The sequence below is a fragment of the Paenibacillus amylolyticus genome, assembly GCF_050990605.1.
GTDB lineage: Bacteria > Bacillota > Bacilli > Paenibacillales > Paenibacillaceae > Paenibacillus > Paenibacillus amylolyticus_H.
The window spans coordinates 1,697,269-1,717,276 of the sequence record NZ_CP158832.1; the positions used below are offsets into that span (position 1 = coordinate 1,697,269).

At 44.4% G+C, this 20,008-nt stretch carries 18 protein-coding genes; 13 read left to right on the top strand and 5 right to left on the bottom strand.

Features of this window, described 5'->3' with window-relative positions; all coding sequences use genetic code 11:
• Position 1 precedes the first annotated feature (1 nt).
• Both ABTV53_RS07840 and ABTV53_RS07845 read right to left on the bottom strand, forming a co-directional pair.
• Positions 2 to 586 (bottom strand): class I SAM-dependent methyltransferase, encoded by a 585-nt coding sequence (locus ABTV53_RS07840; protein ID WP_433752127.1) that lies wholly within the window; start codon positions 584 to 586, stop codon positions 2 to 4.
• Positions 587 to 1,540: a TIGR01212 family radical SAM protein gene (locus tag ABTV53_RS07845; protein WP_433752128.1), complete on the bottom strand. Its 954-nt coding sequence runs from the start codon at positions 1,538 to 1,540 to the stop codon at positions 587 to 589.
• 318 nt (positions 1,541 to 1,858) lie between these two features.
• Here ABTV53_RS07845 and ABTV53_RS07850 point away from each other — a divergent pair, with 318 nt between their 5' ends.
• Together ABTV53_RS07850 and trmB are read left to right on the top strand one after the other, a co-directional pair.
• The gene (locus tag ABTV53_RS07850; RefSeq protein ID WP_017689675.1) at positions 1,859 to 2,059 is read left to right on the top strand and encodes a hypothetical protein; all 201 of its coding nucleotides are present in this window, start codon (positions 1,859 to 1,861) and stop codon (positions 2,057 to 2,059) included.
• A gap of 152 nt (positions 2,060 to 2,211) precedes the next feature.
• Positions 2,212 to 2,967: a tRNA (guanosine(46)-N7)-methyltransferase TrmB gene (trmB, locus tag ABTV53_RS07855; protein ID WP_433752131.1), complete on the top strand. Its 756-nt coding sequence runs from the start codon at positions 2,212 to 2,214 to the stop codon at positions 2,965 to 2,967.
• Between the two features lie 129 nt (positions 2,968 to 3,096).
• Here the strand turns inward: trmB and ABTV53_RS07860 are convergent, their stop codons facing one another.
• Positions 3,097 to 5,349, bottom strand: coding sequence for an AraC family transcriptional regulator (locus ABTV53_RS07860; protein ID WP_433752133.1), 2,253 nt, complete (start codon positions 5,347 to 5,349; stop codon positions 3,097 to 3,099).
• A 408-nt stretch (positions 5,350 to 5,757) separates the two neighbouring features.
• Here ABTV53_RS07860 and ABTV53_RS07865 point away from each other — a divergent pair, with 408 nt between their 5' ends.
• The 3 genes from ABTV53_RS07865 (at position 5,758) to ABTV53_RS07875 (ending at position 9,275) form a co-directional block, all read left to right on the top strand.
• The gene (locus ABTV53_RS07865; protein WP_433752135.1) at positions 5,758 to 6,663 is read left to right on the top strand and encodes an ABC transporter permease; all 906 of its coding nucleotides are present in this window, start codon (positions 5,758 to 5,760) and stop codon (positions 6,661 to 6,663) included.
• A gap of 96 nt (positions 6,664 to 6,759) precedes the next feature.
• A complete protein-coding gene (locus ABTV53_RS07870; RefSeq protein WP_433754117.1) occupies positions 6,760 to 7,623 on the top strand; it encodes a carbohydrate ABC transporter permease in 864 nt (287 codons plus the stop codon).
• 98 nt (positions 7,624 to 7,721) lie between these two features.
• Entirely contained in the window at positions 7,722 to 9,275 is a 1,554-nt protein-coding gene (locus ABTV53_RS07875; RefSeq protein WP_433752137.1) for an ABC transporter substrate-binding protein, read from the top strand.
• Between the two features lie 144 nt (positions 9,276 to 9,419).
• Here ABTV53_RS07875 and ABTV53_RS07880 read toward each other — a convergent pair whose 3' ends face one another.
• Together ABTV53_RS07880 and ABTV53_RS07885 are read right to left on the bottom strand one after the other, a co-directional pair.
• Positions 9,420 to 10,571: an MGDG synthase family glycosyltransferase gene (locus tag ABTV53_RS07880; protein ID WP_433752139.1), complete on the bottom strand. Its 1,152-nt coding sequence runs from the start codon at positions 10,569 to 10,571 to the stop codon at positions 9,420 to 9,422.
• A gap of 50 nt (positions 10,572 to 10,621) precedes the next feature.
• On the bottom strand, positions 10,622 to 11,149 hold the full coding sequence (locus ABTV53_RS07885; protein ID WP_169478872.1) for a phosphatase PAP2 family protein: 528 nt from the start codon (positions 11,147 to 11,149) through the stop codon (positions 10,622 to 10,624).
• A gap of 714 nt (positions 11,150 to 11,863) precedes the next feature.
• On the opposite strand from ABTV53_RS07885, the gene ABTV53_RS07890 reads away from it, so the two are divergent.
• The 8 genes from ABTV53_RS07890 to ABTV53_RS07925 all read left to right on the top strand — a co-directional run bounded on the left by ABTV53_RS07890 (position 11,864) and on the right by ABTV53_RS07925 (position 19,985).
• The gene (locus ABTV53_RS07890) at positions 11,864 to 13,102 is read left to right on the top strand and encodes a glycosyltransferase family 2 protein (RefSeq protein WP_433752141.1); all 1,239 of its coding nucleotides are present in this window, start codon (positions 11,864 to 11,866) and stop codon (positions 13,100 to 13,102) included.
• 335 nt (positions 13,103 to 13,437) lie between these two features.
• Positions 13,438 to 13,932: a translation initiation factor IF-3 gene (infC, locus tag ABTV53_RS07895; protein ID WP_017689666.1), complete on the top strand. Its 495-nt coding sequence runs from the start codon at positions 13,438 to 13,440 to the stop codon at positions 13,930 to 13,932.
• Positions 13,933 to 13,956: 24 nt separating this feature from the next.
• Positions 13,957 to 14,160, top strand: coding sequence for a 50S ribosomal protein L35 (rpmI, locus tag ABTV53_RS07900; protein WP_017689665.1), 204 nt, complete (start codon positions 13,957 to 13,959; stop codon positions 14,158 to 14,160).
• A gap of 88 nt (positions 14,161 to 14,248) precedes the next feature.
• Complete coding sequence (gene rplT / locus ABTV53_RS07905) at positions 14,249 to 14,608, top strand: 50S ribosomal protein L20 (RefSeq protein ID WP_017689664.1); 360 nt, start codon at positions 14,249 to 14,251, stop codon at positions 14,606 to 14,608.
• 579 nt (positions 14,609 to 15,187) lie between these two features.
• Positions 15,188 to 16,228, top strand: coding sequence for a BMP family lipoprotein (locus tag ABTV53_RS07910; RefSeq protein WP_433752143.1), 1,041 nt, complete (start codon positions 15,188 to 15,190; stop codon positions 16,226 to 16,228).
• A gap of 183 nt (positions 16,229 to 16,411) precedes the next feature.
• Entirely contained in the window at positions 16,412 to 17,950 is a 1,539-nt protein-coding gene (locus ABTV53_RS07915) for an ABC transporter ATP-binding protein (protein ID WP_433752145.1), read from the top strand.
• Positions 17,943 to 19,022: an ABC transporter permease gene (locus ABTV53_RS07920; RefSeq protein ID WP_433752147.1), complete on the top strand. Its 1,080-nt coding sequence runs from the start codon at positions 17,943 to 17,945 to the stop codon at positions 19,020 to 19,022. Before ABTV53_RS07915 ends, ABTV53_RS07920 begins: the two co-directional genes overlap by 8 nt.
• A complete protein-coding gene (locus tag ABTV53_RS07925; protein WP_339240807.1) occupies positions 19,023 to 19,985 on the top strand; it encodes an ABC transporter permease in 963 nt (320 codons plus the stop codon). It begins immediately after the preceding gene.
• Positions 19,986 to 20,008: the final 23 nt, after the last annotated feature.

Below are 20,008 nucleotides of genomic sequence, written 5' to 3' on the forward strand. Positions count from 1 at the left end.
ATTATTTTTTCTCGATTCCGATCAGAAAAGGAGAAGTTTCTCGCTGCAATTGGCGATACATCACAACCTGTACCTGTTCCACCGGCAGGGCAGAGGACCATTCCAATACGGCTGATGCTTCCTCTGCGCCTCCGTCATGACCGGGGTAGAGCACAACCGTAATAATTCCGCGAGGACGTAATAAAGCGAGTGCAGCCTCGAGTGCAGCAATCGTGCTGTCAGTCTCGGTGATGATGGAGGAATCTGCACTTTCTGAAGGCAGATACCCCAGATTGAACATGACCGCACCAACCGCACCAGGCCATGACTCAGGCACCGCTTCTGCCATGCGATGATGGCTTAGTTGAAGCATGGAGATGGAGCCGAGCTTGGCTTCGTCGTTTTGTTTTCGAATCCGGGCCTGTGCCAGCGTAAGTGCTTCACTTTGAATATCAAATCCTATGACTTGACCCCGCCTACCTACTTGTTGTGCCAAAAACAGCGTGTCTGCTCCTGTACCAACCGTTGCATCTATGGCTAGATCACCAGGCTGCAGACGGGCAGCAATCCACTGATGAGCACAGCTGAGAACCGAAAGAAAGCCCATCTATGCTCGCCTCCAATACTTACCTTGCCAGGAATTCCGCTCTCGCAGCTCACGATCAATGGAGTTCAATACTTCCCATTTGTTCATGGACCACATCGGTCCAATCAGCAGACCACGCGGTGCGTCGCCTGTAAGACGGTGTACGATCATTTCCGGTGGAAGCATCTCCAGTGTATCTACGATCAGCTTGATATACTCGTCCTGTTCCAGAAAACGTAAAAGACCCGCTTCGTATTGCTTCACCATCGGTGTTTTGCGCATGAGATGTAACAGGTGAATCTTGATTCCCTGTACATCCATATTGGCGACTGCTCGTCCAGTGTCCAGCATCATCTCATGCGTCTCTTGAGGCAGACCATATATGATATGTGTGCATACACGTATATTCCGTTTGCGCAATTTCTCAACTGCTTCTTCGTAACACTTCGTATCGTGCGCCCGATTAATCAATGTTGATGTGGAATCATGGATCGTTTGAAGTCCCATCTCAACCCACAGATAAGTGCGCTCGTTCAGTTCAGCCAAATAATCAACAACGTCGTCTGGCAAACAATCCGGACGTGTGGCGATGGACAAACCAACAACACCGGGCTGCTCTAGAATTTCTTCAAAATATTCGCGTAGCTCCTCAACTGGAGCGTACGTGTTCGTATAGGCTTGGAAATAGCCAATATAATGGGCTTTAGGCCACTTGAGGTGCTGTTTATCTCGAATCGTATTGAATTGGGTGACCAGATCTTCACGTCTGCTGCCGGCAAAATCGCCTGATCCACGCGCACTGCAGAAGGTGCAACCACCTTTGGCAATGGAACCGTCCCGGTTGGGACAGGTGAATCCGGCATCCAGCATCACTTTGAAAACCTTGTTGTTAAATTGATCTCGCATCTCATAATTCCAGGTATGGAACCGTTTATCTCCCCACAATAGTGGGGGCTGTAATGCAGGTGCATTCATTTTAAGGCTACTCCTTTGGCAGTCGAATTACAGTAATCATACGTGAACAAAAATAGAAGCGCTATGCGATTTCCGTCAATGACGCTCGATAGTGATTTTAGGTATCTTCATGAACATTTATCATTGTATCAAAAAACTGAAAAAAAAGGGAACAGAAACGCAAAAATAGGCCGTAAAATCAAGGTTTTCTGCTTGCTATAGTTTACACCTTATGTTATATTTAAATCAGCGTCAGACACCATCTAGTGGGTATTATTCATCATAGCATTTGAATCAAGATTGACGTCATGGACCATACTATACCGTGAGGTGATATGAATGAATTCCCAAGTTAAAAACAAAGAATTGAATCATGTGTCTGTTGAACTGACGGCAGAAGAAGCACTGGCTTTAACAGGTGTTCGTTTTAATGGAAATCCGAAAGTGAAAGCGGCTGCAAGACAAAAAGTTCGCGATGCTTTCGAAAAGACATTTGATTTTTCACACCAAGATAAGGTAGACTATGAACTACTAAAGTAGTTGGACCCCAATTCCAAATAAATCGAAGAGGGAATCTTTGAGATTTGCCCAAAGTGGCAGATCCGAAGATTCCCTTTTCATTGCTCTTTACAATTTGCCAGTTCTTCGGCAAAATAAGTCTGAGACAAGTATGGGACAAACGGAGGAATAAAATGCGTTTACGTGGCAGAAAAGGGATACGAGAAAATCTGGAGCAACAAGTTGATCTTGTTGTACTGGACCCCAAGCAACATAAAGGAAGATGGTCTGAACTTTTTGGCAATGACCATCCGATCTTCGTCGAATTTGGTATGGGTAAAGGTCAATTTATCAGCCAAATGAGTTATAAATATCCGGAATTTAATTTCATCGGTATTGATATGTATGATGAACTGGTGCGTCGTGCCAGTGAGAAAGCTCGTAATGCATGGAGTCAGGCCGATGTGGAGACACCACCGAACCTCAAGCTTGCGCTGGCGAATATTGAACAGATCGAAGAAGTTTTTGAACCGGAAGAACTGGAGCGCATTTATTTGAATTTCAGTGATCCTTGGCCAAAAGCAAAGCATGCACGTCGTCGGTTGACGCACCCGCGCTTCCTGAAGAAATACACGGAATTGCTTAATCCCAAAGGACAGATTCATTTCAAAACCGATTCGGAGACGCTGTTTGATTTCTCACTCAACGCCATTGCCGACTTCGGCCTGCAAATGACCAATATTTCTTTGAATCTGCATCGTGATGGTTTGAATGAAGAACATGTGATGACCGAGTACGAGCAGAAATTCATGGGTAAAGGCATGAACATTCACCGGGTTGAAGTGATTGTGGGTGAAGAGGCACTGCGTGAGTATCAGCAGACACGTCTGGACAAGTATAAAGTCCGCGAAGCAACAGATGAGTCTGGTGAAGATCAGGAACAGGGATAAAATCGAAATCTAACTTAAACTTATTAAAGAAGAGCGACACATGAGGTGAATGATTCATTCTCACAGGTCGCTCTTTTTTTCATTAATAATCAATGTGCAATGCTCCATAAACTCACGTCTGGTATGATTTTAAAAATTCTCTGAATGAAATTCTTTGCGACGATAATCGTTTGGTGTAACACCATTGAACTTTTTGAACATGCGATAGAAGTATGAACTGTTGGTGAATCCGGTTTTCTCGGCAATATCGGCAACAGAATTCTCTGTCTCTACCAGCAGATGCTGAGCTTTGGCTATGCGGGTTTCGTTAATCACGTCCGTGAGCCCCTTCAGGGTGAGCTGTTTGTAGAGCCTGCTTACATAGATGGGCGACATGCTAAGCTCATCTGCAATAGAAGTTAGACAGAGATTGGGATCCGCATAGTCCCGCTCAATAATGCTATTGATTTTGCGAATCAACTCTTCGTGCTTCAGTGTACGTTTCTCCTCGACTTTGGAACCAAGCTCTTCAAACATCCGATAGAAGTGTTCATGCACTTCACTTATGTCTTCCGCTTCTTTCACAGGCAACATTAGACCATCCGAGACTGAATCAAGCGTGAGTTGATTATTCTTCTTGAGGGTATTTCGTACATGGTTCAGTGTCATCGTCAGATGGGATAAGGCTAGCTGGAAGACGGTAAACGGATATGCGGCTGTCTCTCCGACGATGTCTGCATAGACTTGTTTGGCTTCTTGTGTCTTACCTGTCATTAGATGATCAACAAGCTGTCTTTCCTTACCTGCCGGGAATGCGTACTCCTTGGCGTGATAAGCCATGATGTCAGAGGTATAGATCAGACAGCCCGGTCCCATGAACAAACGATGCAGTGAGGCTTCTGCTGATCTGGTGTAGGATGTAATACTGTCTTCCAATGAATCTTCTTCCGTGCCGATCGTACAGGAGATGGAGCATTTCAGATGGGTCATTACAGCTGCCTGCATCATGCGCAGCAGCTCTTCGATCCGGTTATGGGCAGGTTGCCCAAGTTTAAGGTTTTCCGCTTTTTCATTAAAAATGAGCGTGATCAGATCACCGCCCATATCGACAGCTTCCGCATTATAGTGGAGGTTGGCTGTCTCGGTGCAGATGTTCATCATGGCGTATTTTACAAGCTGGGTCTCATCACGATACGTTTCGCAGAATTCGGTAAAATGGTCAATACGCAGCAATACGAGTCTGGAAGCACGCTGAACATCAATGGAGGAACCATAGAACTTCATCCGTTCTTCGAGCATCCCTCCAGTTACTGTTTCCCGACCCTGCAAGGCCCCTCGCAGAAAATCCTGCCGTAACAGATGAAGACTGCCACGTCGCTCTGCTTCCATCACACGTAAACGAACAAGCACCTTATCAATAGGGTGATATAGTTTACGGGACACAAGGTAAGAGAGCAGTAAACCTGCGAAGAGAAGCCCAACACAAAACAGAACCGTGTGTGTGCGCATACTCCGTATATCTGAGGTAATCAGATCATATGGTGTTATTCTCACATAACGCCAACCCAGGTCATCGGGAGCGGTATAGGTGATGAGTGATTTTTCGCCATCGACCTTCTCGGTAAAATAAGTTGAATGCTCCGTATCCTGCATAATCGGCTTCATAAAAGCTTCATTGGAGAGATTTTTCATCAATGCACGGTCACCAAAGTCTGATAATAGATCTCCATCCTCATTCACGATAAAGGTCCGGCCTGGTTGATCCGCAGCATTCATATTCGGACTGAGCCAATCATCCTTGATATTAACAATGACAGCATAGTTTAGTTTCGCGTTATCATTGATCGTGTCATAACAGAGATAGGTGTAGCTGTTAACCTCTGTTGCTTCAGTAGAGCCGACCTGATATGTACGTGGGATGGGGACAAAAGGTTTATAGTCATGGAAGCGTTGGAGGATGCTTGTAATTCCCTGATCGTCGATCTCCGAGATGGATTGCTGCCCATTGCGCTCGTTGGAGCTGATAAAGAATTCATTATTTTTAGAGTTATATACATAGATGGATTCAATAAAGGGGAGGGACATGCGGTAGTTATCGAGTTGCTCCATCGCTGATGTAATCTCATAAATATTTGGTTTGGAATACAGCAGTAATGAAGAGATGGTGTAGTCCTGATAAATCTGATATGACAATGATTTTGCAGTCTCGGTCATTTTGGCCACTTCACGGCTGGTTTGTGTAAGACTGTTCATATCTGTACGATACACCTGGCGAAGAGCAATCCGATTATAGTTGACATACAAAATAGAAGAAGCCACAAGCAAGGTAGCGACGGTACTGATAATAATGCCGATCAGAATCCGTGTGAAGACCTTCTGACTGTCCTCCGAACGTTTACGCATTCTTCTTCCCCCTCGAACCTCCTGTATTGGGTGAACAACGTAGAACTTCATATACATACGCTAGACTTCATATCTGGATGAGCAGAAGAACAAGAGTAACTTGAATTATATATTATGTATGCGTTTACATCAATGCTGGACAGGCTGTTTTGCTTGTTTTCAGTACAGAAAGTTCAACTTTCGCTGGATTGTTCACTAGGTTTAGCCTATGCACGATATCAATATTTGTGAACGGATGTGTGTGGATGTCTGTTCATTTCATGGTTCGTTCATTTTGTTCATAGTTTATTTCGCAGAATCGTTCATTTTCTGAAAGGAAGCTTCAGTATCCGTGAGTGAAGAGAGCATCTACAATAAAAAGAGAGCTCCACCACGCAGCACCGCAAGAAATTCGGGAGGGATCGAGCCATGCTCAAAGAATTGAACAAAAACAAAATTATGTTTCTGATGCTGTTGCCCACGCTGATCTTTTTTCTGATTAACTCGTATTTTCCGATGGTCGGGATCTATTATGCGTTCACCCGGTATGATTTTGAAGGCGGATTATTTGGCAGTCCATTTGTCGGTCTGGAGAACTTTAAGTTCCTATGGCAATCCGGAATGCTGCTGAAGCTCACAACCAATACCGTGGGTTACAATCTCGCCTTCATTATATTAGGAAACGGTCTGGCGATCTTCTGTGCGATCATGCTTAGCGAGATCCGGGGCAGGTTATTCAAAAAAATTACGCAATCCGTCATGTTTTTGCCGTATTTCATCTCATTTGTACTATTAAGTGTAATCGCTTACAACATGTTTAACTACGAGTCGGGTTTTGTGAACACGGTGCTCAAACGTTTTGAGGCCGGCCCGGTCGACATCTATAACACACCCTGGATCTGGGTGTTCCTGATCATCATCTTTTACCTATGGAAAAATCTTGGATACAGCATGGTCATCTATCTGGCCGCCATAATGGGTATCAGTGACGAGTATTATGAAGCTGCCCGAATCGACGGGGCCAATATTTTTCAACGGATCTGGTACATCATGGTACCGATGCTGAAGCCAACCTTTGTCATCCTGCTGTTGTTCTCGCTCGGCAGCATTATGAAGGGGCAGTTTGACCTGTTCTATCAACTGATCGGCAACAACGGAGTGCTGTACAACGCTACAGATATTATTGATACGTATGTGTATCGTTCACTGAAAGTAACGTTTGATATCGGGATGGCTACGGCTGCTGGTCTGTATCAATCCTTGTTTGGATTCATTTTGATCATGACCGTCAACTATATTATCCGCAAAGTAAATGAGGACTACGCCTTGTTCTAGAACGCCCGCAGGGCAGGAGGGAGAACGATCATGAACACGCCATTGAATACTCACACGCGAACGAATACTCGTCTCAGAGATTCGGAATTCACTTTCATGTTTCAACTGATTTCCTACAGCTTCATCATCATTTTATCCATCATGTGCCTGTTGCCGTTTCTACTTATTTTATCCGGTTCGTTCAGCAGCAACGAGTCCATTGTGAGGGATGGCTATCACCTCTTTCCAACGGACTTTTCCCTGGAAGGTTACAAAATGGTGTTTAAATTCCCGACTCAGGTACTCAAGGCTTATGGGGTAACGGTCTTTACAACGGTGGTGGGGACTACGCTAGGATTGTTCCTGATCACGATGGCCGGATTTGTGCTCCAGCGTAAGGATTTTAAATATCGGAACACGTTCTCGTTTTTTATCTACTTCACAACGTTGTTTGGTGGGGGACTTGTGCCTTGGTACATTATGCTTGCGAACTACTTCAATCTCACAGATACGTACACCGTACTGATTTTCCCGGGGTTGATGACGCCATTCCTCATTATCCTGATGAAAAACTTCATTCGCTCGGCAGTGCCGGATGAATTGATTGAGTCCGCCAAAATTGATGGAGCGAATGACTTCCGCATCTATTTCAGCATTGTGTTGAAACTGGCGATGCCTGGGATCGCAACCGTAGGTCTGTTCCTGGCACTGGGTTACTGGAATGACTGGTTTACCTCGTCTCTCTTCATTAACAACCCGGACATGTACCAGCTGCAATTTTATCTGTACAACACGATGAACACGATTACATTCATTGACCAGATGGCGATTGGCACAGGGATCACGCTAAGTCAGGATGTGCCTACGGAATCAACCAAGATGGCGATGGCGATCATTGTGACGGGACCGATTTTGTTCCTGTATCCGTTTGTACAACGTTACTTTGTCAAAGGACTCACCATTGGTGCAGTGAAAGGTTAGAACGTGAACACGTTGTGTGTCAGGCCATAGACATCATTTCCGGTCTGAAGCATGGCGAGTCTGCGCTAACATATAAAGGTTCACCACAAAAAGGGAGGATGCGTATGCGTAACAAAACAATTCGGCACCTGTCTCTGGTACTTGCCCTGATGTTGTTCGCCGGGGTACTTGCCGCATGTAATAACGGTTCGGGGGGATCGACGCAAGGAAGTGAGCAGGGAGGAACATCCGAGAACAAAGGCGAGAAAGTCACGCTTCAATTTTACATGCTTGGGGATGCTCCCAAAGATCTGCCTGTCATTGAATCCGAGATCAATAAGCTGGCGGAGGCTGATCTGAACGTCAATGTGAAATTCAACTATACTTCATGGACCGATTGGGATCAAAAATATAAACTGCTGCTGTCTTCCGGACAGCCGATCGATCTGATCTTCACGGCAGACTGGACCAATTATCAGTCCTATGCGAAAAAGGGCGCATTCCTGGCACTGGATGAAATGCTGCCTACAGCAGCGCCAGCACTGAAGGCTCATGTACCTGATGACATGTGGGATGCTGTCAAAATCAATGACAAAATCTATACTGTCCCATCAACTTGGATCGAGTATGTAACCGAGGGAATTGCGTACCGTGAGGACTTGCGCGAGAAGTACAATCTACCGAAGCCGGAATCGCTCGAGACACTCGAAGCGTATCTGGAGGGCATCAAAGCCAACGAACCTAATATGATTCCGATTGCGGATAGCAATGCCAACCATACCCATGGTATTCGTCAATTGACATCCAAGCTGGTTAATACAGCAGGTCAACTTCCGTATGGACTGGATATTATGTATGACACACCATCAACCGTGACGTCCTACTGGGGATCCGCGCAACACCTGGAAGACCTGAAAACATACAAACGCTGGATGGACAAAGGATTTTTCCCGAAAAACGTTCTGAATGTAAAAGATACATCCAACTCACTGCTGCAAAATGGAAAAGCGGCTGTTGTTCTGTCCGGAGAAAACCCTAACAAATTTAATGCAGATGTAATCAAGGTGCAGTCTACGCATCCAGATTGGAAACTGGCTTATTTCCCTTACCCGAATGCAAAAGGGTTTGCACAACCGGTTCACCCGATCCACAATGGCTTTGCGATTCCACGTAGCAGTAAAAACCCGGAAAAAGCATTGGCATTTTATGAGAAACTTGTGACAGACAAACGATATAATTGGTTGACTGAATATGGCGTGGAGGGCAAAAACTTCGAGGTAGATAATGGATACTACAAGATGGTGGGCGATGCACAGACGAATGGCTTCCCGCGTGAGGGCATGAATGGTTGGGCATGGCGTAATCCGGAATTCATGCTCTATGACAAAACCTTTGATGACGTGCTGACCATGTTTGAGGATCTCGACAAAATCAAAAAGCCTGATATTTATACCGGATTTGCTGAAGACTGGACTCCGTACCAAGCCGAGAAGGCTGCATTGGAGCAAGTGGAAAAACAATATTTGTATCCGCTTAATGTAGGTTTGGTGGCAGACGTAGAGGCTGGATTGAACACATTTATGGAGAAGGCTAAACAAGCAGGATTGGAAAAAATTCAGGCAGAATACACCAAGCAGTGGCAGGAGTACTTGAAGTCAACAGGCATTCAATAGTTTGTACTTTCCTTCATAAAGAAAAGGTGCCTTCAAATCCGAAGGCACCTTTTCAATGTGGTTGCAGGCTTGTTTGAAGCTGTTGGTATTAGAGGCATGATTGGACGAATAATACCGGAAGCAGCGTACCTTATTCGAATAAATTCATAAACGGGCCTCTTCTGCGGATGAAGGACGAACGTCCTCCAGCAGATCAATAATACTTTGAGCGCTCTGCATCGGATGAACCTTGGCGATTTCCGCCAGATGACGTTTGCGTTTACGTACAACATCCGGGTAGTGATGCAGCAGCTTGTTCATCCATTTGACTACTACGTCGAGCGAAGTGATGGGTTCTCCCAACCCTCTTGCCGTAAAATAATGAACGTTTTCTTCTTCCTGACCAGGTATAGGGTTGTGGAACAACATTGGAATTCCTTTGGCCAAGCCTTCGCTGCATGTCATTCCCCCAGGTTTGGTGATCAGCAGGTCGGATACTTCCATCAATTTGTCCACTTCGTTGGTGTACCCCATAATGTGAATGTTTTTCTTGCGATACATGGGGTTCTGTTCCATGCTGATCCGAGCTTTATCATTGCGACCCAGACAAAAAATAATCTGAATATCTTCATGCCAGCGTGTCAGCAACGGATGGAGCAGCTTGTCGCTGAGCATTCCCCAACCGCCGCCCATCACCAGTACAGTGGGCATGTTCTTGAGGTTGAATCTGCTTCGGATCTCTTCTCGCCCGGGATGCTCCCAGAAATTTGGATGCACCGGAATGCCCGTGACTCGAATGTTGTCTGTAGGTACACCTCGTTGCATTAGTTTGGACTTAACTTCATCTGAAGAAACCAGATAAAGGTCTACTTCACGATTAATCCACGTGCCGTGTGCATCATAGTCGGTGATGACTGTGCATAGGGGAACCTGCACACCCAGACGCTTCAGTCTGGATATGACAGCACTTGGAATCGGATGTGTACAGACGATTGCATCGGGACGTAACTGACGCACAACGCTGCGTGTATGTGTATAGAACAGTTTATGCAGCGCCAGTGTTGTCAGCCTGTTCAATGATTTTTTATATTGGTGTCTGTATACGTATCCGACAAGTTTGGGTTGGTTGGTAACCGTTTTTTTGTATGCTGTTATAATCAGGGGTGCAACCTTGGGATTTAAGAAACTTCCCAGTTCAAGCACTTTTGTCTGCACGTCTGGCGAGAGCTTTCGCAAATTGCTGGACAGTGCATAGGCGGCTTGAGTATGACCCGTACCAAAGCCTTCAGATAATAGTAATACTCTTTTTTTCTCCACGCTTGCTTCACCTGTTCCTGCTAGGTTTTTCTGAGTCTAACATATCGGCTTTAAGACCAGAATGCAACTGTTGCAAGTGCGACTAAAGTACCTATTGTGGCACCTGCCAGAACATCGGAAGGATAGTGTAATCCCAGATAGATTCGAGAGAATCCGACAATAAGGGCCACAGGCAACAATATTAGCAATAAGATTGGATCAGTGGTCATAAATGGAACTGTGACTGAAAAAATGGCAGTCGTGTGCCCTGAAGGAAACGAGTGATCCGTCAGGGGATTACGGAACGTAATTGTATCCGGCAAGGCCAGATAAGGTCGAATGCGAGGATACAATTTTTTCGCGATGGCTACAGGAATGTGGCTGACCGCAAGAGCGATACAAGCCTGGAGTCCTGTTGTGCTCCATGGCGCTGGAGCAAGAAGCCAGATTAACAAGGATACTGCAATAGAAGAAGTTGCTCCACCCAGATGGGTGAAATAATACAGCCAAAAATTCATAAAACGATTATGAAGTCGGCCGTTGATCCACATAAAAACATTTCGATCATAATCTTGAAACTTTAAGAATAAACGGCTCATATTGGCCTCCTGCCAGTCAGGCCGCCCGTAATGGCGGCATTATTTCCGGTCATTTTCTGTATCCGGTTTCGTCCTGATTAGTATATAACCGTTTTTCATGAACTTGAGGTTATTTCAGGTATATGTTTATCATATTTTTAAATGTTGTCCTTTTCAAGGAGAACCCATGTAAAGAACGTAAAATTCATGTTAAAGAGTGGATATATATCCATCTTAACTTTTTGACTTGGGTCAGCCAAAAAAGATACAATGATTCAACATGGCTGAAATGAGGTAAAAAAAATGTGAGTTTTGTTTCAAACTTTTTGAGGTCTGTTTACGTTGTTTGTTATAGAGCCTCTGACGAAGAATAACATGCTGATTGAAAAAAGCAGGGACTTTAGAAATAAAAATCAAGTAAACGGCTGAAAATAAGATATAACAGGCATGAATGCAAGGTTGTGGTATCACGAAGTGTCTATTCAGCGTTTAAAGATCACATTTCTGCTTCAAAAAGTGGAATTGGGGTTTTGACAAATGACTGAAAAGCATACAGAATCGATAAAGCAGCCAACTGAATAGCAACCAAGCTTTGAAACATTGCCTGATATATTCACGTAGTACACAAAAGAACAGGGTCATATTCTGCAGATCAAAAAAAAAATAAATTGCAGAATGCAGGAAGAGAAATGCTTGAGCAAACTGGGTTTGAAAAAAAGGGGGTAACAGAGAACGATGTTGGACGCTATATTCGTCACGATGCAGGTCATTCTGGCACTGCTAGCCGTGTACCAATTCACGTTTTCGCTGTTCGGTCTGATTAAGAAAAAGAAAAAGAAACATTATCCGGCGACAAAATCATTCGCTGTACTCGTCGCAGCACACAATGAGGAACAAGTCATTGGTGCCTTGATGGAGAACTTGAAACAACTTGATTATCCGGAAGATCTGTACGATGTGTTTGTCATCTGTGACAACTGTACGGATGGAACGGCTCAAATTGTCAGAGCGCATGGATTAAATGCCTGTGTACGTACCAATGCCGATCTAAGAGGTAAAGGGTATGCCATCGAATGGATGCTTAAGTACCTGTGGAAATTGCCACGTCAGTATGACGCAGTTGTTATGTTTGATGCGGATAACCTGGTTGACCGTAACTTCTTGCTTGAGATGAATGATGACCTGAACAATGGTTCGCGTGTTATCCAAGGATACATTGATACGAAAAATCCGGAGGATTCCTGGATTACTGCAGCTTACGGTGTATCTTACTGGTACATTAACCGTCTGTGGCAGTTGTCTCGTCATAACTTGAATATGGCGAATTTCCTTGGAGGAACCGGAATGTGCTTCGAGACCAACCTCTTGAAGGAAATTGGTTGGGGCGCGACAAGTCTGGTTGAGGATCTGGAGTTTACGATGCGCAGTGTGCAACGTAATGTGTATCCTGTATTCAACTATGACGCCAAAGTATTTGATGAGAAGCCATTAACATTCAAAGCTTCAGCGAGACAACGTCTGCGCTGGATGCAAGGTCACTTTACAGTTGCGCGTAGATACTTCTTCCCACTGCTCTGGCAGTCCATTAAGGAAAGAAGTCTGGTGAAATTTGACCTTGCTATCTATGGAGCCAATGTTTATGTGGTGTTGCTTACGTTCCTGATGACGGCTGTGATGTGGGTAGACATGGCCATATTCAGCGGTCCGCACATTGCTAATATCTATGGATACTTTCCGTTATGGGTTGGATTCGTGGCTATTGGTCTGAACATTCTGACGTTCCTGTTGTCCATGGCGCTGGAGAAGGTTACCTTTGCCAAAGTTTATCTATATCTGATTTTGTTCCCGATCTACTTGCTGTCTTGGTACCCAATTACGTTCTACGCTTTCTTTACGCAGAACAACAAACAGTGGAGCCACACTCAACATACACGTGTTGTACGGTTGGATGAGGTGCAGAGCAAGCAAGGGTAAGGAACATGATGCGATACTTTGTCGACATCTGATATAACAAATGTATAATTCTCGAAAAAAAAGTTGTGAAGAATGTTGACAATGTGCTTGATGGGTGATATAATATTCAAGTGCCTTAAAGCGAATAGCAATGGAATCACAAGCAGAAGTCCGACTTCTCACCTGATCAACAAACATGTTGACTGGTCAACGATCCCAATAATTTATGAAGTGTATATTCATGAAGAATTGTGTTGATTACAGGGATGTCGGTAGCTTGACCGGCATCCCTTTTATTTTTGTTTAACTGGATATTTAAAATGACCTGGAGGTGGACGATTATTAGTAAAGATCACATGATTAATGATGAGATTCGGGCGAAGGAAGTACGCCTTGTCGGAGCTGAAGGAGAACAAATTGGGATTACGCCCATTCGCGAAGCACTGCAAATGGCGATTGACCTGAATTTGGATCTGGTCAATGTGGCACCACAGGCTAAACCGCCGGTGTGCCGTATTATGGACTATGGCAAATTCCGCTATGAGCAACAAAAGAAAGATAAAGAAGCCCGTAAGAACCAGAAAATTGTTGACATTAAAGAAGTATGGTTCCGTTCCAATATTGAGGAGCACGATTATCAAACGAAGCTTCGTAATGTAGTTAAGTTTTTGAACGAAGGCGACAAAGTGAAATGTTCTGTTCGTTATCGCGGACGTGAAATTGCACATGCCGCAATTGGTCAACGGATTTTGGAGCGCGTTAAAGTTGAAGTTGCAGAACTTTGTACTGTTGAACGTCAACCAAAATTGGAAGGCCGCAGTATGATCATGATCTTGGCTCCTAAAGCCTGATAACATTGGAGGAGGAAACACAAAATGCCTAAAATGAAAACACACAGCAGTTTGAAAGGACGCTTCAAAATTACCGGTTCCGGTAAGGTCCTTCGTTACAAAGCTCACAAAAACCACTTGCTTTCCCACAAATCCAAACGTGCTAAGCGCGTTCTGAACGGTAACCCAGTTATGGCTGCCGGGGATGTTAGACGTTTGAAACAAGGTTTGGCTAACTTGAAAGGCTAATTCTAATTAGTACATTCCGTATGGGGGATCGGCTACGGCCGTACACATACCACGGATACATTTATATTTATTTGGGAGGTTCTTTAATATGGCAAGAGTAAAAGGCGGTTTTGTAGTACGTCGTCGTCATAAAAAGGTTTTGAAACTGGCAAGAGGTTATTTCGGTTCCAAACACCGTATTTTTAAAACAGCTAACGAGCAAGTAATGAAATCCCTGGTATACGCATACCGTGACCGTCGCAACACGAAACGTAACTTCCGCAGACTGTGGATCGTTCGTATCAATGCTGCAGCACGTATGAATGGTTTGTCTTACAACAAACTGATCCATGGTTTGAAACTTGCTGGAGTAGACATGAACCGCAAAATGTTGGCTGATCTGGCCGTTAACGACATCAATGCGTTCAACTCTTTGGCTACTGTAGCTAAAGGCAAAATCAACGCTTAAATTGTATGATACAAGCCGCCGTACCTATATGGCGGCTTTTTTTACGGCTTGGAAGAAATTTGAAGATGAATCTCTGAATAAGTAGAGCGAATAGGCTGTAGTCTGGATGGGAACAATGAAAACAGATAACTGGTGAATAACGGTCCATGGGAATACATAAAATACGAATGGTGAAATAATGCAAATAAAAACAGGTGAATTCCACTCATCACTAAAGTTCGCGATATGTTTTTGTTACATAACATCACATCGTTGTAACGTTAGTGTGTTAAAACGCTAAATTATTAAGCGTTTTCAATAAAAAAAGAACAAAAATATGTGATATTTGGTGATGAAACATCTGGATTTTAACACTGGTTGATTGTATAATCACCTCTAGTAGGCTAGTCCTAGATTTTTCTCTCCATGTTATAATGTTCGGTTTTTCGACAGATGATAGGATGCTACAAGGGTGAGAATGCGCTTTTAATGTCGAAGAAACCATACATTCTGCATAAAAGTCATTCCTGCTATCTGTTAACCGTTCAATTGTAGGCTGGATTGGAATGAGGGATATATCATTAAGGGGGAAAAAGAGAAATGAAAAAGATGCTCAGCTTGTCTTTGGTAATGTTGCTGGCGGTATCGGTTATGCTCGCAGGTTGCGGTAGCAAACCGAAAGAAGAAACAAATGCCGGAGGAGATACAGGTGGCACACCTTCTGAAGCGAAATCCGATCTCAAAATCGGTATGGTTACTGACGTAGGTGGAGTTAATGACAAATCCTTTAACCAATCCGCTTGGGAAGCTCTGCAAGCGACTGAAACAGAAACAGGTACTGCTGTTAAATACCTGCAAAGTAAATCCGATGAAGAGTACATTCCTAACCTGAACGAATTCGTTAAAGGCGGATATGATCTGACTTGGGGTATCGGTTTCCAATTGGCTGATGCAATCAAAACTGTAGCTGAGCAAAACCCTGATGCTAAACTCGCGATCATCGACAGTGTTGTTGATGTTCCTAACGTTAAATCCGTAACATTTGCTGAAGAAGAAGGATCTTTCTTGGTTGGTGTTGTTGCGGGTCTGACAACAAAAACGAACAAAATTGGTTTTGTTGGCGGTATGGAAAGCCCACTGATCAAAAAGTTTGAAGTTGGATTCAGAGAAGGTGTTAAAGCAGTGAACCCTGACGCTAAATTCATTTCTAACTACACAGGTGCATTTGATAAACCTGACCTGGGTAAAGCAGCAGCAGCAACACTTTACAATGAAGGCGTAGATATTATCTTCCACGCTTCTGGCGCAACAGGTAACGGTGTGTTTATCGAAGCAAGTGCTCGCAAGAAACAAGGTCAAGATGTATGGGTTATCGGTGTTGACAAAGACCAATCTCTTGAGTTTGGTGATGAGATCACTTTGACTTCCATGATCAAAAAAGTTGACGAAGCTGTTAAGCGCGTAAACCAAGAAATCATCGATGGTACCTTCAAAGGCGGAGCTGAGAATCTGACTTTGAAAGACAACGGTGTAGGTGTCGCTGATACTTCCACGAAAAATGTTTCTGCTGATACACTTGCAAAAGTGGACGAGTACAAAGAAAAAATCATCAGCGGCGAAATCAAAGTTCCTACTGAGTAATTTGATCTTCGTTGGAAATAAATAATCATTGAGGCCGGTCTAGACCGGCCTTATGATTGTAAGAACAGGAACATTTGATCAAGTCATTATAACAATTGTACAAGGTAACTGTGTATCAACGCTCCGGTAGGAGCTTTTCTTTCGTTTGCGGAACCACACTATATCAGTTATAAGGGTGATTACATGGGTGCAGCAACCCCCGTCGTTGAGTTAAAACAAATTACGAAGCGTTTCCCAGGCATTGTTGCCAACGACGCCATCAGCCTTCAGCTTCGTAAAGGCGAGATCCATGCGCTACTGGGCGAAAATGGCGCTGGTAAGTCAACGTTGATGAATATTGTATTTGGTCTCTATCAGCCAGATGAAGGTTCCATTGAAGTGAATGGCAAGCCTGTCATCATCGACAGTCCTAACCGAGCAATCGATCTTGGCATCGGCATGGTGCATCAGCACTTTAAGCTTGTACAGCCGTTCACGGTAACAGAGAACATTATTTTGGGATCTGAACCAACGAAGGGTCTCAATATTAACTATAAAAAAGCAGCTGCTGAAGTTCAGCGTTTGTCCGAACAGTATGGACTGAAAGTGAATCCTCATGCCAAAATTCATGATATCTCTGTCGGAATGCAGCAACGTGTGGAGATTGTTAAAACGTTGTATCGCGGTGCAGACATTCTGATTTTTGACGAGCCTACAGCCGTATTGACTCCTCAAGAGATCAAAGAATTGATAATCATCATGAAGAAGCTTGCTGCTGAAGGCAAGTCCATTATTTTGATCACGCACAAACTGAAAGAGATTATGGAAATCTCCGACACGGTAACGATTATTCGTCGGGGTAAAGTCATTGATTCGGTTAAAACATCGGAAACCAATCCGAATGAGCTGGCAGAGAAAATGGTGGGGCGGAATGTCACATTCAAAGTGGATAAAAAGCCGGCTACACCTGGAGCGAATGTGCTCGAAGTCAGTAAATTAACCGCCAAAAATAAAGAAGGTATTGCAGTTCTAAACCAACTTAACCTGAACGTACGTGCAGGAGAGATTGTCGGAATCGCAGGCGTGGATGGTAACGGTCAAAGTGAACTGATTGAAGCCCTTACCGGACTTCGCAAAGTCGAGAGTGGTTCGATTCTTTTGGAGGGCAAGGAGCTGTCCAATCATTCTCCGCGCCATATCTCGGAGTCGGGTGTAGCCCACATTCCGGAAGATCGACATAAACACGGACTTGTACTTGATTTTTCAGTAAGTGAAAATATCGTTCTGGAATCGTATTATAAAGCACCATACACCCGTAAAGGGTTCCTTAACTTCGATGCGATCAAAAAGCAGGCGAAGCGGCTTGTAGAGGCATTTGACGTGCGTACACCAAGCATCGAGACCAAAGCTCGTTCCTTGTCTGGAGGAAACCAGCAAAAGGCCATTATCGCCCGTGAGGTAGATAAAAACCCTGAACTGCTTATCGCTGCCCAGCCAACGCGTGGTTTGGACGTAGGGGCTATTGAGTTCGTTCAAAAGCAACTGATTGCACAGCGTGATCAAGGTAAGGCTGTTCTGCTGATTTCATTTGAGCTTGACGAGATTATCAATGTATCTGACCGAATTGCTGTCATCTATGAAGGCCAGATCGTTGGCGAGGTGCTGCCGGAAGAAACCAATGATAGGGAGCTCGGCTTGATGATGGCGGGCAGCACTCAAAAGAGAGGTACTGCGCATGAATAACGTATTGAAATGGTTTACGCGAGATTCATTTATTTTGCCTGTAGTAGCTATAATTATGGGTCTTATTCTCGGTGGAGTTGTTATGCTGATTGGTGGCTACAATCCAATTGAAGCTTACGGCGCATTGTTCACCAAGGTGTTTGGAGACATGTACAACTTTGGTGAAGCAGTACGGGAAATGACACCATTAATTATGACTGGACTTGCATTTGCATTTGCATCACGTGCGGGGCTGTTTAATATCGGGGGAGAAGGTCAATTTCTCGTCGGAATGACAGCTGCGACATTTGTTGGTGTTAAATTTGCAGGTTTGCCGATCTACCTTCATGCGCCACTGGCTTTGATTGCTGGTGCACTGTTTGGTGGTCTCTGGGCAGCTATTGCTGGTTATCTGAAAGCGGCACGTGGGGTTAATGAAGTTATCAGTAGTATCATGTTGAACTGGATTGGTCTGTATCTGGCGAACCTTATCGTACGCCAATTCTTGCTGTTGAAGGGCGAGAATCGCTCCGTGGATATCAGCGAATCGGCTTCGATTAGCCTCACATGGTTATCTGAACTGATGGGCAACTCCCGTGTACACATGGGGACGTTGATTGCCCTTGTGGTGGCTGTGCTCTTTTATATCTATATGTGGAAAACAAAACAAGGTTTTGAAATCCGCGCGGTAGGTTACAACCCTAATGCGGCTGAATATGCAGGTATGCATGTTAACCGGAATATCGTAAAAGCGATGTTTATCAGTGGTATGCTTGCCGGCCTTGGTGGAGCATTCCAGGTTCTGGGTGTGTTCCATTACCAGACCGTAATGTCTGGTTCACCAGGTACAGGCTTTGACGGAATAGCAGTTGCCCTGATTGGTTTGAATCATCCGTTTGGGGTGTTGTTGGGTGCAGTGTTGTTTGGTACCCTCACGTACGGATCTGCAGGTATGAGTTTTGCTGCGGATGTTCCGCCTGAGATTATTCGGATTGTGATCGGTTCGATTATCTTCTTTATTGCGGCACAAGGCATCGTGCGCTGGATACTCAAACCGTTCTATTCGAAGCGTAAGAAAGAGAAGGTGTTGTAGATGGACTTGTTGACAATTGGGCAAATTATCAATACGACGCTTGTCTTTGCTACGGCATTGATTTTTGCATCACTCGGCGGAATCTTTTCTGAAAAATCAGGGGTGACTAACCTCGGACTTGAAGGTTTTATGGTCTTTGGTGCCTTTGCAGCTGGAATCGGGGCGCATTATGCTCAAGAAGCGGGAATGGGCGGAACGACATCCGCCTGGATGGGAGTTTTGCTCGCGATTGTATTGGGCGTACTGGTATCGCTGATTCATGCCGTTGCGTCTATCACATTTAAGGCAGACCAGATTATCAGTGGTATCGTTATTAACTTTTTGGCGGCAGGAAGTACGTTGTACTTGGTTAAATTGTTGTTTGAAGGTTCTGGTGATTCACCGTTGGTTCAAGGCTTCAGCAAGTTTGATGTGCCATTCTTGAAAGATATTCCCTTGCTCGGAGAAGCCTTCTTCAAGAATGTATATCCAACGACATATCTGGCCATTCTGTTTGTATTCCTGACGTATTACATCATGTTCAAAACGCCATTTGGTCTGCGCCTTCGTTCTGTAGGTGAACATCCAAGTGCGGCTGATACGGTTGGTGTTAAAGTGCGTCGTTATCGCTATGTTGGCGTTATGATCAGTGGTGCGCTTGCAGCCATTGGTGGCGCTGCGATCACGTTGACAACTACGGGTACATTCTCACACAATACGGTTTCCGGCCAAGGTTATATTGCCATTGCAGCTATGATCTTTGGTAAGTGGAATCCGATTGGTGCATTTGGTGCTGCTGTCTTCTTTGGATTCTCACAAGCAATCCGGAATTATGTGCAGTTGTTTGAATGGTCACAAAGTATTCCCCAGGAAATTATTTTTATGTTGCCTTACCTGCTTACCATCATCGTTCTCGTTGCAGCGGTTGGACGTTCTTCGGCTCCGTCTGCACTCGGTGAAGCGTATGACCCGGGTAAAAGGTAAACTTGCAATATATCAATTTACTA